16 protein-coding genes are annotated in these 14,779 nt (G+C 67.3%); 4 read left to right on the top strand and 12 right to left on the bottom strand.

Going from position 1 to position 14,779, the window contains the following annotated elements:
* The first annotated feature begins 51 nt into the window (after positions 1-51).
* Complete coding sequence (locus ACAG21_RS02740; RefSeq protein ID WP_370494481.1) at positions 52-954, top strand: TauD/TfdA dioxygenase family protein; 903 nt, start codon at positions 52-54, stop codon at positions 952-954.
* On the opposite strand, the gene ACAG21_RS02735 is transcribed toward ACAG21_RS02740, so the two are convergent.
* From ACAG21_RS02735 to guaB, 3 genes are all read right to left on the bottom strand, one after another.
* Positions 951-2,687 (bottom strand): GMC oxidoreductase, encoded by a 1,737-nt coding sequence (locus ACAG21_RS02735; RefSeq protein WP_370494480.1) that lies wholly within the window; start codon positions 2,685-2,687, stop codon positions 951-953. The genes ACAG21_RS02740 and ACAG21_RS02735 overlap by 4 nt on opposite strands.
* 113 nt (positions 2,688-2,800) lie before the next feature.
* Positions 2,801-3,928: a GuaB3 family IMP dehydrogenase-related protein gene (locus tag ACAG21_RS02730; protein ID WP_370494549.1), complete on the bottom strand. Its 1,128-nt coding sequence runs from the start codon at positions 3,926-3,928 to the stop codon at positions 2,801-2,803.
* 14 nt (positions 3,929-3,942) lie between these two features.
* Positions 3,943-5,544 carry an IMP dehydrogenase gene (gene guaB / locus ACAG21_RS02725; RefSeq protein ID WP_370494479.1) on the bottom strand — a complete coding sequence of 534 codons (1,602 nt, stop codon included), beginning with the start codon at positions 5,542-5,544 and terminating at the stop codon, positions 3,943-3,945.
* 150 nt (positions 5,545-5,694) lie between these two features.
* Between guaB and ACAG21_RS02720 the strand changes: the two genes are divergently transcribed.
* Positions 5,695-6,108, top strand: a complete 414-nt coding sequence (locus ACAG21_RS02720; RefSeq protein WP_003879523.1) for a DUF5319 domain-containing protein — start codon at positions 5,695-5,697, stop codon at positions 6,106-6,108.
* Positions 6,109-6,126: 18 nt separating this feature from the next.
* Here ACAG21_RS02720 and ACAG21_RS02715 read toward each other — a convergent pair whose 3' ends face one another.
* The 3 genes from ACAG21_RS02715 to ACAG21_RS02705 form a co-directional block, all read right to left on the bottom strand.
* Positions 6,127-6,834: an anti-sigma-D factor RsdA gene (locus ACAG21_RS02715; RefSeq protein ID WP_370494478.1), complete on the bottom strand. Its 708-nt coding sequence runs from the start codon at positions 6,832-6,834 to the stop codon at positions 6,127-6,129.
* Positions 6,827-7,402 (bottom strand): sigma-70 family RNA polymerase sigma factor, encoded by a 576-nt coding sequence (locus ACAG21_RS02710; protein WP_207768468.1) that lies wholly within the window; start codon positions 7,400-7,402, stop codon positions 6,827-6,829. Before ACAG21_RS02710 ends, ACAG21_RS02715 begins: the two co-directional genes overlap by 8 nt.
* Before the next feature lie 80 nt (positions 7,403-7,482).
* Entirely contained in the window at positions 7,483-8,298 is an 816-nt protein-coding gene (locus tag ACAG21_RS02705; RefSeq protein WP_370494477.1) for a hypothetical protein, read from the bottom strand.
* Positions 8,299-8,654: 356 nt separating this feature from the next.
* Between ACAG21_RS02705 and ACAG21_RS02700 the strand changes: the two genes are divergently transcribed.
* The gene (locus tag ACAG21_RS02700; protein ID WP_036466967.1) at positions 8,655-8,963 is read left to right on the top strand and encodes a WhiB family transcriptional regulator; all 309 of its coding nucleotides are present in this window, start codon (positions 8,655-8,657) and stop codon (positions 8,961-8,963) included.
* A 25-nt stretch (positions 8,964-8,988) separates the two neighbouring features.
* On the opposite strand, the gene ACAG21_RS02695 is transcribed toward ACAG21_RS02700, so the two are convergent.
* On the bottom strand, positions 8,989-9,501 hold the full coding sequence (locus tag ACAG21_RS02695; protein WP_370494476.1) for a hypothetical protein: 513 nt from the start codon (positions 9,499-9,501) through the stop codon (positions 8,989-8,991).
* Between the two features lie 50 nt (positions 9,502-9,551).
* On the opposite strand from ACAG21_RS02695, the gene ACAG21_RS02690 reads away from it, so the two are divergent.
* Positions 9,552-10,283: a superoxide dismutase family protein gene (locus ACAG21_RS02690; RefSeq protein WP_370494475.1), complete on the top strand. Its 732-nt coding sequence runs from the start codon at positions 9,552-9,554 to the stop codon at positions 10,281-10,283.
* A 10-nt stretch (positions 10,284-10,293) separates the two neighbouring features.
* Here the strand turns inward: ACAG21_RS02690 and ACAG21_RS02685 are convergent, their stop codons facing one another.
* From ACAG21_RS02685 to ACAG21_RS02665, 5 genes are all read right to left on the bottom strand, one after another.
* Positions 10,294-10,692, bottom strand: a complete 399-nt coding sequence (locus ACAG21_RS02685; RefSeq protein WP_370494474.1) for an ester cyclase — start codon at positions 10,690-10,692, stop codon at positions 10,294-10,296.
* Between the two features lie 113 nt (positions 10,693-10,805).
* Positions 10,806-11,723 carry an LLM class F420-dependent oxidoreductase gene (locus ACAG21_RS02680; RefSeq protein ID WP_370494473.1) on the bottom strand — a complete coding sequence of 306 codons (918 nt, stop codon included), beginning with the start codon at positions 11,721-11,723 and terminating at the stop codon, positions 10,806-10,808.
* Positions 11,724-11,776: 53 nt separating this feature from the next.
* Positions 11,777-12,532, bottom strand: coding sequence for a class I SAM-dependent methyltransferase (locus ACAG21_RS02675; protein WP_370494472.1), 756 nt, complete (start codon positions 12,530-12,532; stop codon positions 11,777-11,779).
* A complete protein-coding gene (locus ACAG21_RS02670) occupies positions 12,529-13,509 on the bottom strand; it encodes a methylenetetrahydrofolate reductase C-terminal domain-containing protein (RefSeq protein ID WP_370494471.1) in 981 nt (326 codons plus the stop codon). Before ACAG21_RS02670 ends, ACAG21_RS02675 begins: the two co-directional genes overlap by 4 nt.
* 36 nt (positions 13,510-13,545) lie before the next feature.
* Entirely contained in the window at positions 13,546-14,754 is a 1,209-nt protein-coding gene (locus ACAG21_RS02665) for an FAD-dependent oxidoreductase (RefSeq protein ID WP_370494470.1), read from the bottom strand.
* Positions 14,755-14,779 lie beyond the last annotated feature (25 nt).

Below are 14,779 nucleotides of genomic sequence, written 5' to 3'. Positions count from 1 at the left end.
TCTGGGTTAGTCAACTGACTACACCCGAAGTTTCAGGCAAGGACCACAGACATGACAAACCAGATAACCGTCACCAAGCTGGGCAGCCGGATCGGTGCCCGGGTCGACGGGGTGCACCTCGGCGGCGACCTCGACCCGGCCGCCGTCGAGGAGATCCGCCGGGCGTTGCTGACCCACAAGGTCATCTTCTTCCGCGGTCAGCACCACCTCGACGACCAGCAGCAGCTGGCATTCGGTGGGTTGCTGGGCACGCCCGTCGGCCATCCGGCCGCCGGGGCGCTCGCGGCCAAAGGCGCGCCGGTCGTCACCCCGATCAACTCCGACTATGGCAAGGCCAACCGCTGGCACACCGACGTGACGTTCGCCGCGAATTACCCGGCGGCCTCGATCCTGCGGGCGATCACCCTGCCCCGCTACGGCGGATCGACACTATGGGCCTCGACGGTCGCGGCCTACGACGACCTGCCCGAGCCGTTGAAGTGCCTCGTCGAAAATCTGTGGGCGCTGCACAGCAACCGCTACGACTACGTGACCGCCGAAGCGGTCCTGTCGATGAGCGACGCCCAGCGGGCGTTCCGGCAGGCGTTCGAGAAGCAGGAGTTCCAGACCAAGCACCCGGTGGTGCGGGTGCATCCGGAGACCGGTGAGCGCGCGCTGATCGCGGGCAACTTCGTGCGCAACTTCGTCGGCCTGGACAGCCACGAGTCCTGCGCCCTGCTGGAATTGCTGCAGAAGCGAATCACCAAGCCCGAGAACACCATTCGCTGGCACTGGGAAACCGGTGATGTCGCCATCTGGGACAACCGCGCGACCCAGCACCGGGCGATCGACGACTACGACGACCAGAAGCGCCTGATGCACCGGGTCACCCTGATGGGCGACGTGCCGGTCAACGTGCACGGCGAGCGCAGCATGGTGGTCAAGGGCGCCCCACTCGAGGTGATCGCGAGCTAGCCGGCCGAACTCACCGGGTCGATCGGCAGCCAGCGCAGCGCGCCGGGCGCATCGGCCGGCACCACTGGGTGCATCGGCGGAATCGGGTCCAGCCGCTGGTAGTCGTCGCCCTGCAGCGGCCGCTGGTCGACCTCACCCTTGTTGGGCCACAGCGAGGCGGCGCGCTCGGCTTGCGCGGTGATCGACAGCGACGGGTTGACACCCAGATTCGCCGAGATCGCCGCGCCGTCGACCACCAGCAGCGACGGGTAGCCGTAGACGCGGTGATAGGGATCGATGACGCCGCGTTCGGGGCTGTCGCCGATCACCGCGCCGCCCAGGAAATGCGCGGTCAGCGGCATGTTGAACAGCTCGCCCCAGGTGCCGCCGGCAACGCCGTCGATCTTCTCGGCGATGCGGCGGGTCACCTCGTTGCCCACCGGGATCCACGACGGGTTCGGCTCGCCGTGCCCCTGCTTGCTGGAATACCAGCGGATGCCCAGCTTGCCACGCTTGGTGAACGTGGTGATCGAGTTGTCCAGGTGCTGCATCACCAGCGCAATCATCGTGCGCTCGCTCCACTGCCGAGGATTGAGCAGCCGCAGCATCTTTCGCGGGTCCTCACCGCCGGCGTCGAGCAGTTGGCGCCACCGCGGCACGTCGGTGCCCTGTGGGCCTGGGCCGTCGGTCATCAGGGTCTGCAGCAGCCCCATCGCATTGGAGCCCTTGCCGTAGCGGCAGGGTTCGATGTGGGTATCCGAGGTCGGGTGGATCGACGACGTGATCGCCACCCCGTGCGTCAGGTCCAGGTCCGGGCTGACCTCCAGCCGTCCGGCGCCGACGATCGACTCCGAGTTGGTCCGGGTCAGCACGCCCAAACGCTTTGAGAGACGTGGCAATCGGCCCGTGTCCCGCATCTTGAACAGCAGATGCTGAGTGCCCCAGGTGCCCGCGGCCAGGATCAGGTGGCTCGCGGTATAGGTGCGCCGGTCCCGGCGCAGCCAGCTTCCGGTGCGCACGGTGCGAACCTCCCACAGCCCATCGGAGCGCTGCTCGAAACTCTTCACCGTCGTCATCGGAATAACTTGCGCGCCAGCCGATTCCGCGAGGCCGAGGTAGTTCTTCAACAAGGTGTTCTTGGCGCCATAGCGACACCCCGTCATGCAGCAGCCGCATTCCAGGCAGCCGGTGCGCTCCGGGCCCGCCCCGCCGAAGAACGGGTCGGGCACCGTCTGTCCGGGCGTCTTGGTGCCGTCGGGACCGAAGAACACTCCGACCGGGGTGGGCACGAAGGTGTCGCCGCAGCCCATCTCGTCGGCGACCTCCTTCATGATGCGATCGGCGTCGGTGAACGTCGGGTTCGTCACGACGCCCAGCATGCGTTTCGCCTGCTCGTAGTGCGGCATCAGCTCGCCGCGCCAGTCGGTGATGTGCTTCCACTGCTGGTCGTTGAAGAACGGATCCGGTGGCACGTACAGCGTGTTGGCGTAGTTCAGCGATCCGCCGCCCACCCCGGCGCCGGCCAGGATCAGCACGTTTTTGAGCGGGTGAATCCGCTGAATGCCGTAGCAACCGAGCCGGGGCGCCCACAGGAACTTGCGCAGGTCCCACGACGTCTTGGCGAACTCGTCGTCGGCGTAGCGCCGGCCCGCCTCCAAAACACCGACGCGGTAACCCTTTTCGGTCAACCGCAGCGCGCTGACACTGCCGCCGAACCCCGAACCAATGATCAGGACGTCAAAATCTGGCTTCATTCCCACCAGTATGAACTTACCGGCCAGTAACGAGCCAGCGTTTCCTAGTCGTCACTCTGGCGTGACGCTCGGCGGTGACGGCCACGCTGGCGTGACGCTCGAGTGCCGAACAGCTAAATGCCGACGGTCAGGCCGACCTTCTGGAATTCCTTGAGGTCGCAGTAGCCGGCCTTGGCCATCGACCGGCGCAGGCCGCCGACCAGGTTCAGGCTGCCGAACGGGTCGTCGGACGGACCGTTGAGCACCTGCTCGAGCGGCGGGCGCTCACCGACGGCGATCTGCAGCAGCGCGCCGCGCGGCAACGAGGGGTGCGCCGCCGCGGCCGGCCAGAACCAGCCGCCGCCGAGCGCCTCGTCGCTTTCGGCCAGCGGGGTGCCCAGCACCACCGCGTCGGCGCCGCAGGCGATGGCCTTGGCCAGCTCACCGGAGGTGTGGATGTCGCCGTCGGCCAGCACGTGCACGTAGCGACCGCCGGTCTCGTCGAGGTATTCGCGGCGCGCGGCCGCGGCGTCGGCGATCGCGGTGGCCATCGGCACGCTGATGCCCAGCACCTCGTCGCTGGTGGTCACGCCCCGGGTGGAGCCGTAGCCGACGATCACGCCGGCAGCGCCGGTACGCATCAGGTGCAGCGCGGTCCGATGGTCGAGCACGCCGCCGACCACGACCGGCACGTCCAGCTCGGAGATGAAGCTCTTCAGGTTGAGCGGCTCACCGTTGGAGGCGACCCGCTCGGCCGAGACGATGGTGCCCTGGATGACCAGCAGATCGATGCCGGCCTGCAGCAAGACCGGGGTGAGCGCCTGAGCGTTCTGCGGGCTGACCCGGACCGCGGTGGTCACGCCGGCCTCACGGATGCGGCCCACCGCGGCGCCCAGCAGGTCCGGATTCAGCGGCGCCGCGTGCAGCTCCTGCAGCAGCCGGATCGACGCCGACGGTTCGGGCTCCTTTTCGGCGGCCTCGACCAGCTGCGCGATCTTGGCCTGCACGTCGGCGTGCCGGCCGATCAGGCCCTCGCCGTTGAGCACGCCGAGCCCGCCGAGCCGGCCCAGCTCGATCGCGAACTCGGGCGACACCAGCGCATCGGTCGGGTGGGCCACGACGGGGATCTCGAACCGGTAGGCGTCCAGCTGCCAGGTGGTCGACACGTCCTGCGACGAGCGGGTGCGTCGGGACGGGACGATGCTGACTTCGCTGAGTTCGTAGGTGCGACGGGCGACTCTGCCCATGCCGATCTCGACCATGTTCAGTTCGCTGCTCACCGGGCGTAGTAGTTCGGTGCTTCGACGGTCATCGTGACGTCGTGCGGGTGGCTTTCCTTGAGTCCGGCGGAGGTGATCCGGACGAACTGCGCCTGCTGCAGCACCTCAATGGTCGGGGAGCCGGTGTAGCCCATTGCGGCGCGCAGGCCGCCGGTCAGCTGGTGGATCACCGACGAGAGCGGACCGCGGAACGGCACCCGGCCCTCGATGCCTTCGGGCACCAGCTTGTCCTCGGAGAGGGCGTCGTCGGCGAAGTAGCGGTCCTTGGAGTAGGACCTGCCACTAGACCCAGCGCCGCTGCGGCCCGCCATGGCGCCGAGTGACCCCATGCCGCGGTAGCTCTTGAACTGCTTGCCGTTGACGAAGATCAGCTCGCCAGGCGCCTCGGCGGTGCCGGCGAGCAACGAGCCCAGCATGGCCGTCGATGCGCCCGCGGCCAGCGCCTTGGCGATGTCGCCGGAATACTGCAGTCCGCCGTCGGCGATCACCGGCACACCGTGCGGTCCGCAGGCCGCGACGGCTTCCAGGATCGCCGTGATTTGAGGTGCGCCCACCCCGGCCACCACCCGCGTGGTGCAGATCGAGCCCGGTCCCACCCCGACCTTGACGGCGTCGGCCCCGGCCTCCACCAGCGCCAGCGCGGCCGAGCGGGTCGCGACGTTGCCGCCGATGATCTCGACCTTCTCGCCGACCTCGGCCTTGAGTTTGCCGACCATCTCCAGCACCGTGCGGTTGTGCGCGTGCGCGGTGTCGACGATCAGCACGTCGGCCCCGGCGTCGACCAGCATCATCGCGCGCACCCAGGCGTCACCGCCGACGCCGACGGCGGCGCCTACCAGCAGCCGGCCGTCGCTGTCCTTGGTGGCCAGCGGGTGTTGTTCGGTCTTGACGAAGTCCTTGACGGTGATCAGCCCGGTCAACCGGCCGTGGCCGTCGACGATGGGCAGCTTCTCGATCTTGTTGCGGCGCAACAGGCCCAGGGCCGCGTCCGCGCTGACGCCCTCGCGGGCGGTGATCAGCGGCGCCTTGGTCATCACCTCGGAGACCGGGCGGGTCTGGTCGACCTCGAAGCGCATGTCGCGGTTGGTGATGATGCCGACCAGCGCGCCGGAGTCGTCGACGACGGGCAGGCCGGAGATCCGGAACCGGGCACACAGCGCGTCGACCTGGGCCAGGGTGTTGTCCGGACGGCAGGTCACCGGGTCGGTGACCATGCCGGCCTCCGACCGCTTGACCATTTCGACCTGGCCGGCCTGTTCGGCGACCGGCAGGTTGCGGTGCAGCACACCCATGCCGCCGGCGCGGGCCATCGCGATGGCCATCCGCGACTCGGTGACGGTGTCCATCGCGGAGCTGACCAGCGGCACCCGCAGCCGGATCTTTTTCGTTAGCTGGCTGGAAGTGTCGGCGGTGGCCGGAACCACATCGGAAGCAGCGGGCAGCAGCAGCACATCGTCATAGGTCAGGCCCAGCATGGCCACCTTGTTGGGGTTGTCTCCCCCGGTCGGCACCCCTTCGTCGGCCAGCCCGCCGACCCGCAGGTAGGGACTTGCGACCAGGTCGGAGCTGTCTTCGAGGTGGGACGTGCCACGGGACATCGGTGAAACCCTCCATACGCGCGAGGAGCGAGAATCCCATCCTATCGGTCCCGAACGTCGAGGAGCCGCACCTGTTGGCGCGCCGCCCGGCCGAATCGACGCAGACCTGCCTGCTGGCGTTACCACGGCCTGGCTGCGTAGGCTAGGGGCGTGCGTGACCACCTCCCCCCGGGTTTGCCACCCGACCCTTTCGCGGACGACCCATGTGACCCGTCGGCGGCGCTGGACGCCGTCGAACCTGGACAACCGCTGGATCAGCAAGAGCGGATGGCGGTAGAGGCGGACCTGGCTGATCTGGCCGTGTACGAAGCCCTGTTGGCGCACAAGGGAATTCGTGGACTCGTGGTGTGTTGCGACGAGTGTCAGCAAGACCACTACCACGACTGGGACATGCTGCGCGCCAACCTGCTGCAGCTGCTGATCGACGGCACCGTCCGCCCGCACGAACCCGCTTACGACCCCGAGCCGGACGCCTACGTCACCTGGGATTACTGCCGGGGGTACGCCGACGCCTCGCTCAACGAAGCGACGTCAGACGCCGACGGATTTCACCGCCGCCACTAAAGCTACTGCGCAGCCCGACTAGGGCGTTTTACGGGGCGCCGACGGGGTTGCGCTCGGGCTGATCCCCTTTGGCGATGGCGGGGCGGGCAGCACCACGGAGTTCGGCGCCGGCGCGGCCGGCGGGAGCGTCGCGTTCGGATCGCGGGAATCGACTTTCGCGTTCAGCAGATCGATCTCGTCCAACAATTCCTTGCGGCCGGCACTGTCGTTCATCGACGCAACAGCGCTGCTGACTTCGGCCAGCTGATTCTCGGCCTGCGTCCACTGCCCCTTGTCGATCAGTTGCTGCACCTTCGCCAGGTCGGCCTTGGCGGACAACATGATCTGGTTCTGGTTGCTGCGCGGCTCGTCGAAGAACATCGAGTGCAGGCCGTACAGCGTTCCACCGGGACGCGCCTCGACCACCATGGCGCCGAAGCCGCTCAGGGCGATCAACGTCGCCGCCACCGAGCCGATGGTCGCCAGGCCGCGCCGGCTCCGTCGCTGCTCGATCATTCCGGCGCGCAGCGCTCCGACGGCCTCCTCCGGCGACACCAGGGCGCTGGCCGGCGGCCATCGCAGGTCGTCGCGCCAATCCCCCAGCAGTGCGGTGAGCGCGTCCTCGTTGGGGTCGTCGACATCGATCGGCGCACGTTCGGCGAGCGCGTCGAGGAGCAGATCGCTCCGGGTCAGCTCGTCGAGTCCCGGTCGGTCCGTAAAGCCAGATTCAGGCCCAAATTCAGGCATAGTCCCCCGCCGCAACCATCTCGGATTTGAGCCGCGACAAAGCTCGGTGCTGAGCTACCCGGACGGCTCCTGGTGTTGCGCCCACGGCGGCAGCTGTCTCTTCGGCAGACAGACCGACGACGACGCGAAGAATCAGAATCTCGCGCTGCTTGGCGGGCAGGATCTCGAGCAATTCATTCATGCGGCTGACCGAATCGGCTTCCAGGGCCCGCTGCTCGGGGCCCGCCTCCGAGGACCAGCGCTCGGGAACGGATTCGGACGGGTAGGCGAGATCGCGGCCGGCGGCGCGATGAGCGTCGGCCACCTTGTGCGCCGCAATGCCGTACAGAAAGGCCAGAAAGGGACGTCCTCGGTCGCGGTAGCGCGGCAGTGCTGTCAACGTCGCCAAGCACACCTCCTGAGCCACATCGTCGGCTGTCAGGCCACCCCGCTCGACGGTGCCGACTCGCGCCCGGCAATATCGCACCACTATCGGACGGATGGTCTCCAGCACCTCCCGTAGGGCGTTTCCATCTCCCGCTACGGCTTCGGCAACCACAGCGTCGAGACGTTCCGCTTGAATTGTCATCGACGGCGGTATCTCCAACGTTACAAACGAGGCACATCGCGGGCTAACTCTCGCAATGACAATAACGGCCGAAAGCCGATTCAGCCGGAAGGCCACGTCCCCCCGGCGCGCCGCACCTGGCCTGCGCAGATATCCCGAATTTCGGCCAATTTCGGCCCGGAAATCGTGACGCTTTGGATATCGAACAGCAAGCAAGCCGAGGCCCAACGCAGCGGTATCAGCCCAAGACGGCCGGTGGCGTCCAGCGCGGCGTCGGCCACGGCACGGGCGCGATCCATCTCGCCGGCACTACACAGCGCGGCGGCGAGCACCACATCGCTTTTGACCCGGTGCCGGTCCGAGGGTCGCTTCATGGCGCCCGCTAGCTCGACGGCATGCTCGGCCTGACGGACCGCGACGGCGCCGTCGCCCCTGGCCATCGCCAGCTCGGCGCCCACCCAACCCCGGCGTACCGGCAGCCGGTCGGGCACTTCCTTCGCTAATTCCGCGTCCGCGCGAGTCAGCAGTGTCGCCGCGGCGCCGAACCGGCCGACGCCCAAAGCATCGGCCGCCAATCCGATCAACGCGTCGGCGCGGGCTTCGGGATCGGCGCCGGCGAGCGCGAGAGCGCGACCGTCCCAGCCCCGGGCCCGCGTGTGCCAACCAAGTTGGCGCAGAAACGATCCCTGCGTGCTGTGGGCCAGCGAGAGCAGCGGGCCGGTCGGCACGTCGCGGCGCAACGCCGCCAGATCCCGGTAGGCGCTGCCGTAGCGGCCCTGCCCGCCGGCCGCCACGGCCCGCAGCCAGAGTTCGCTCGGAGTCCTCGCCGTCGGCAGCGGCCAGCGAGCCGGCTGGTCGCCGAAGGCGGCCGCGGACAGCGTCCGCGCAATCATGGACGTGTGACCAGTTTCAATCACGGTGATAGTAGTAAACAGTTCGTGCTGCTGGTGTTACTGAAATGTTAATCACGATCATCTCTGTAATAAATGGCGTCTGACCGCCCTCGGGCGCTGAGCTGGGAAATCTCGGTTTGGTCAAGTCCCTGGTAGCACCGTTCTCCTACGCCAAATGCGTGGCGGATGAACGCGGAGTTAATTCTGCTCCAACCTCTATATACTTTGTCACACTAAGCGCCTATTGACGTAAATTCACCGCCCCACCTAAGTTCTAGCAATGACGGGTAGTCATCGGTGACGCCACCCTTAAATCAGTTGCACACTCACTTTGCGAACCAAACCTCACTTGGGCGTGCCGTGCAGAGAGGGAACTAGCCATGCCACAGCCGGAGCAGCTACCTGGTCCCAACGCAGACATTTGGAGCTGGCAGCTGCAAGGACTGTGCCGCGGCGTCGACTCCTCGATGTTCTTTCACCCCGACGGCGAGCGTGGCCGTGCCCGCATGCAGCGTGAGCAGCGCGCCAAGGAAATGTGCCGGCAGTGCCCGGTGATCCAGCAGTGCCGCTCGCACGCACTCGACGTCGGTGAGCCGTACGGGGTTTGGGGCGGCCTGTCCGAATCCGAGCGCGACATGCTGCTCAAGGGCGACATCGGCCGCAACCGCGGCATCCGCCGCTCGGCCTGATCAACGCCCGCGGCTGCACCTGACCTCAGAAGTCCGCATCGGCACGTCCTCGCGCTGACGGTTGCATCGAACCCACCGCGACGTAGGCGAGTGAGACAACGAGCACGGCGAATTTGATCAGCGCCGCGGTGCGCGCGCGCCGCGCATTGTCCGCGACGCGGTTGCCGCGCAGCACGTTGAGCAGCGAGACGCCCTCGACCGCGTCACCGGCCACCGCGACACCCACGAGGGCGGGCAGACCCGCCGGGTGGCCACACCGTCGGCGGGTGCGTTCTACCAGCAGGGCCAACAGGTTGCCGTAGCTGGCCATATAGCCGAAATCCAGCCAGGTGGATATCCGCGCGGCACGCCGACCGTCGTCGCCCCAGGCGGCCATGATGGTCTCGGCCCGAGAAGCGTTGCCGGCCAACTCAAATGGGATGATGCCAGGGCCGCCGGTCGCACGCATGCGCCGTTCCAGCACCAGCATCACGGCGGTATAGGCGACGAAGCCGAGGGCCGATGCCCCGAGCCGCGGGGTAAGTGTGCGCCTGCTCATCAATGTTCACCTTCGTTTCGGCACCGGCCGAGGCGGGTAGGCCCCGGCTTATGAACAAGCGCGTATCCTTCGCCGTCGCGGCGCTGACCGCAACCATCGCGCCGCTGGCCGCATGCGCGAATCAGCAGGGCAACCAGGGCGCCACGTCGTCGTCCAGCGCGCCGCCCGGCGCGGAAAGATTGACCACGCAGCTCAAGGGTGCCGACGGAAATCAGATCGGCACCGCAACCATCGATTTCGCGAACGGCTACGCAACGGTGACGGTGGACGCCGGCCCTAACCAGGTGCTGACTCCTGGTTTCCACGCGCTGATGGTCCACGCGGTCGGCAAATGTGATGCGCCGGACTTCGAATCGGCGGGAAGCGTCTACCAGGCGTCGGATCACACGGGTTTTCCCGCCAGTGGTGACCTGACCGCACTGCAGGTGCGCTCCGATGGCTCGGCGAAGCTCGTGACGACCACCAACTTGCTGACGGCTGCGGACCTGCGCAACAGCGCGGGTACCTCGCTGATCGTCCACCAGAGCGCGGACAACCTGAGCAGTGCTCCCACCGGTGAGTCGAACAAGCGCGTGGCCTGCGGCGTGATTGCTGCGGCGTCGGCCTCGTCAACCTCGCCCAGCACGACGACGAGCAGCGTCACGACGGTGACCACCACGGCCGTGCTGCCCCCGCCGTCGGTCAGCACGAGCACCGTCACGGTCACCCCGAGCCTGACCACCACCTACCTGCCGACCACGACGGTGACCACGCCGCCCGGCCTGCCGCCCGGCGCGCACTGACGCGCCGGGGTTAACCCCGCCCGATCTGCTGCATGACCGCGCCCATATCGGCGAGGTCCCACACCTGCGCGAACTTGCCCTCCTCGACGCGGTAAAGAGTGAACTGCGACAGGCTCACTCGGCGGCCGGTGGGCTGCACGCCCTCGAAGACGCCGCGATGGGTGCCCGTGACGGTGAAGTGGGTCGAGATGTAGTCGTCGTCGACGACGAGATGCCGCAGGTCCCAATGCCAATCCGGGAACGCGGAGATTATCGGCGCGAATTGCGCGGCAACGGCGGCGGGATCCATCGGGGCGTCGTTGACTTTGATGGTTGGGGTGTAGAACGACGCCATGCCGTCGAAATCGTGCTCGTTACAACACTTCAGGTAGGCCTGGTACAGGGATCGATTTTCCTCGAGCCGACTCACGTTGCCGCCCTTTCCTTCTCAACGAGCCCGCAACACGGCACGTTGCCGCTGTCCATCGTGGATGTCGACCTGGCTCGAGCAGGCTATGACTATCGGTCGGCATCAAACCATGATTACGCATCGACAAGTGGCCGCAGCGCCTCGCCCACCTTGGTGATGACGCCGGGCGTGTAGCCGTGGGTCGGCAGGTTGACGATCACGCCGTCGACACCCACGTCGAGCACCCGGCGTTTGATCTGATCGGCTACCTGGTCGGCAGTGCCGATAACCGCCCGCCCACCGCGCGCCTCGCCGATATCGGCGGGAGCATCGTCGAGCACGACCGTCAACAGGGTGCTGGTCTCCAAAGTCGCCGGGTCGCGGTCGATCTCGGCGCAGCGCTGCCGGAGTACCTCCAGCTTGCCGGGCAGCGCATCGAGGTCGGCGATCAGGTTGAGGTGGTCGGCGTAGCGGGCTGCCAACCGGAACGTCTTCTTCTCGCCGCTGCCACCGAGCATGACCGGGATGTGGTCGCGGTAGCGGGGCTCGTTGATCGCGCTCTCCGTGTGATACCACTTCCCGTCGAACGTCGGCCGCTCACCGTGCAGCATCGGCACGATGATCTGCAGCGCTTCGTCGAGTTTTTCGAAGCGCTCGGTGAAGGTGCCGAAGTCGAATCCCAGCTGCTGGTGTTCCAGTTCGAACCAGCCGGCCCCGATACCCAGAATCGCGCGCCCGGCACTGACGACGTCCAGCGTCGTGATCGCCTTGGCCAACAGGGTCGGGTTGCGATAGGTGTTGCCAGTCACCAGCGTCGAGAGCTGCACGCGCTCGGTCGCCGTGGCCAGCGCTCCCAGCGCGGTGTAGGCCTCCAGCATCGGCTCGTCGGGCTCCCCCAGCCCCGGCAGCTGATAGAAGTGGTCCATCAGCAGGACCGTGTCGAATCCGGCGGCCTCGGCCTCGGCGGCCTGCGCCTTGACCGCGGGAAACAACTCGGCGACGGACGTGCCATAGGAAAAGTTCGGGATCTGCAAACCAAGTCTGATAGTCACGCCCTACTACAACCGTGCCCGCATGCGGTCGCATTCCGGGTTGGGCAGAATTCTTAGGCGCGGCGCAGCACCAGCAGCTCGCCGGTGAGCTTCCCGTCGGCCAGCAGATCACCGATGGCCGAACTCTGGCGTTCGGCCAGCCGCCAGACCTCGGTGTGCCCATGACGCTCACCGAGCGCCTTCTCGACGGCGTCGACACGCCGATTCCACTCCTCGGGTATGGCCGGCAGACGTGAGGTTGCGGTCCACTGCTCGACCCGCAAACCGGACCTCTCTATCAGGCCGAGCAGGCTGTTGGACGTCGGAAAGTGGTTGCCCTCAAGCGCATTGGCGGCCTCCTCGTCACGCGCCACGAAGACGAGCAATCCGATACTTCCGTCCGGGCGCACAATCCGCCGCAGTTGCTCGAGCATCCCGAGTTGATCCGGCGTCGTGCAGAGCACTCCCAAAGACCAAGCGGCGTCGAATGTTTCGTTCGGCCACGGCAACGCGGCGCCGTCGGCACACACCACCGGATAGTCGAACAGCGTCGCGGCGGCACGACATGCACCGAGTTCTGGCTCCACGAGCACCGGTCGCACCGATCGCGATTGCGCCGCGTAGGCGGCGGGTCCCCCGACGCCCGCACCGGAGTCCAACAACCGCGCGCCCGGCTGCAACGCCATCTGCTCGGTCAGCCAGTCCAAAGCGGCCGGGCTGCCGCTGCCCCGGCACCCCGCCGGCACGTAGTACTGCGGGCCGAGGTCCACCGCGACCTGCGCCGTCCACTCCGCCACCGTGCCGAACTCGGCCTCCATCGCCTCGGTCACGACGCCTCCGTTCGGATCAGCCGGCCTACCTCGGCTTTGATTTCCGCGCCCACCCGGCCACCGGACGCCGAAGCCAAACCGGAGACGTTGACGCCTACCACGCCGTCGATCGAGAGCAGCACGCGCGCTTCGTCGACCGCGGCCGCGATCCCGGCGGCCACCGGATCGGCCGCACCGAGCACCTGCTCGGTCACGCTTTCGTCGAGTTCAAGTCCGGGCAGGCCCTGCAGCACCGCCGCGGAAACGCTGTCGGTGAACACCGCGACGGCCGCGATCACCGGGATCGACAGGCCCGCCGATATGGCCGCCGCCATGAAGTCGGCGATCATCTTCGGGAACGGGACGTGATTGAGCACCGCCACACTCGCGCCCGCGCGCTGCTTCTCCACCAACCGATCCGGTCGGGCGGAAACGGGTGGCGCGGTGGGGGTTTCGGGCACCGCCGCAATCATGCCCACCGATGCGGCCAGCGATACCAACCGCGGCCCGTCGAGGTCGAAGGTCTGCGTGACGTCCGGGCGCACGTCGTAGCCGCGGCCGTCTCCGGTCACACACAGCACCGTTTCGACGCCGATGCTGTGCAACCCCCTGAGTTCCTGCTCGAGCACCACCCGGTTGCGGTCCCGGCACGACAGCGTTATCCACGGCGTGACGCCGGCGTCGACCAGTAGCGAGCCCATCAATGTCGGCGGGAAATCCGGCTTGTTCTGGTGCTCGCCGACCAGGACGGCGTCGCATCCGGGCGCAAGGACGGTGGCCGTCGCCGCAATGTCGTTGCGGTCGAAGGGCGTAGCGCTGAAGTCGGTGAGCACCAACGGCGCGCGAACCGGTCGCGTTGCCGGCACGATCCCCGACCAGGGTACGATGTCGTCGAATACGCATGCGCCAGAGCGCATTTCGCACTGGCCGTCCGGCCGCACGCCGCCGCACGGCCCGAACTCCATGCGTTTCGGACAGGCTGATTCCGTCAAGGTCACCGCAGCCGTATACCCCGCTGCGGACGTCGGCAAGCGTCAAGTCGTGTGCACGTCGGGAGTGCGGACATGCTCGGGGCGGAAACCGCGCCCGACAAAAATCGGCGGAAGCGCTTGCAGTGGGCCCCATCCGATGATCTTCGGGATCTGGATCGGCGACAGGTCACCGCTCAAATTGGGCGCGACCACCCGGGCCTGCGCAAAGACCTGAGCCGCCTGGATGATCCGAGTGGGCAGCTCGCGGCGCCGCTGCACCTTGGCCAGATCGGCATCGGTCAGCCGGCCTTCGCGCAGCGGAGCACACAGGATGTTCGCCGCGGCCACCGCGTCGGCTACCGCAAGGTTGATGCCGACCCCGCCGGCCGGCGACATCGCGTGCGCGGCGTCGCCGATGCACAGCAGCCCGGTGCGCCACCACGTGTCGAGCCGGTCTACCCGCACGTCGAGCTCGCTGGTGTCGTCCCACGAGGTCAGATCGTTGACATGCTCACGCAGCCGCGGTTGCGCGGTGACGATCTTCTCCTTGAACTCCTCGAGCGATCCACCGCGCGGGCTGGCTCCCTTCGGCATCAGGTAGGCGACCTGCCAGTAGTCACCCCGGTAGATCATGGCCATCATCAGGCCCTTGCGAACTACCCCGAACAGCTCCCGCGGATCGCCGGGGCGCCACTTGAGCCGGAACCACAGCACGTCCATCGGGGAGTGGGCCTGCGCGGTCTGCAGCCCGGCGGCGGCGCGCACCGCGGACTTGCGCCCGTCGGCGGCCACGACCAACTCGGCCCGCACTTCCAGATCCGGCGTGCGCACGCCGATCACCCGATTGCCGTCGAAGATCAGGTCGGTGACCTCCGCGTTGCGGACCAAGGTGAATTCCGGATAGGCAGAAGCCTTTTCAGCGAGAAAGTCGAGAAAGTCCCACTGCGGGATCATGGCGATGTAAGGCTGTTTGAAGCCGAGCCGTTTGAGTACCGTGAAGTTGCCTAACGTGCGAATCGAGCCCCCGGTGTCGAAGGCCAGACGGTCGATCTTGGTGTGTGGCAGCTTCAAGAACTCGTCGATGAACCCCAGCTCGTCCATGATCCGCAGGGTGCTCGGGTGCACGGTGTCGCCACGGAAGTCACGCAGGAAATCGTTGTGCTTTTCCAAGACCACCACCGGGATGCCGGCGCGGGCCAGCAGCAGAGCGTGCACCATGCCGGCGGGCCCGCCCCCGGCGACACATACCTGGGTCTGCATAACTTGTGTCATGGTGTGCTCCTGGTGAAGTTTGGAA

The organism is Mycobacterium sp. pR1184 (genome assembly GCF_041287235.1).
Classification (GTDB): domain Bacteria; phylum Actinomycetota; class Actinomycetes; order Mycobacteriales; family Mycobacteriaceae; genus Mycobacterium.
Note: the sequence above shows the minus strand (reverse complement) of the source record. Positions and strands in the feature narration are given on the sequence as shown.

Coding starts and splice junctions, on each gene's coding strand:
- ACAG21_RS02740 (WP_370494481.1), top strand. CDS start 52: ATGACAAACCAGATAACCGTCACCAAGCTGGGCAGCCGGATCGGTGCC.
- ACAG21_RS02735 (WP_370494480.1), bottom strand. CDS start 2,687: ATGAAGCCAGATTTTGACGTCCTGATCATTGGTTCGGGGTTCGGCGGC.
- ACAG21_RS02730 (WP_370494549.1), bottom strand. CDS start 3,928: ATGGTCGAGATCGGCATGGGCAGAGTCGCCCGTCGCACCTACGAACTC.
- guaB (WP_370494479.1), bottom strand. CDS start 5,544: ATGTCCCGTGGCACGTCCCACCTCGAAGACAGCTCCGACCTGGTCGCA.
- ACAG21_RS02715 (WP_370494478.1), bottom strand. CDS start 6,834: ATGCCTGAATTTGGGCCTGAATCTGGCTTTACGGACCGACCGGGACTC.
- ACAG21_RS02710 (WP_207768468.1), bottom strand. CDS start 7,402: ATGACAATTCAAGCGGAACGTCTCGACGCTGTGGTTGCCGAAGCCGTA.
- ACAG21_RS02700 (WP_036466967.1), top strand. CDS start 8,655: ATGCCACAGCCGGAGCAGCTACCTGGTCCCAACGCAGACATTTGGAGC.
- ACAG21_RS02695 (WP_370494476.1), bottom strand. CDS start 9,501: ATGAGCAGGCGCACACTTACCCCGCGGCTCGGGGCATCGGCCCTCGGC.
- ACAG21_RS02690 (WP_370494475.1), top strand. CDS start 9,552: ATGAACAAGCGCGTATCCTTCGCCGTCGCGGCGCTGACCGCAACCATC.
- ACAG21_RS02665 (WP_370494470.1), bottom strand. CDS start 14,754: ATGACACAAGTTATGCAGACCCAGGTATGTGTCGCCGGGGGCGGGCCC.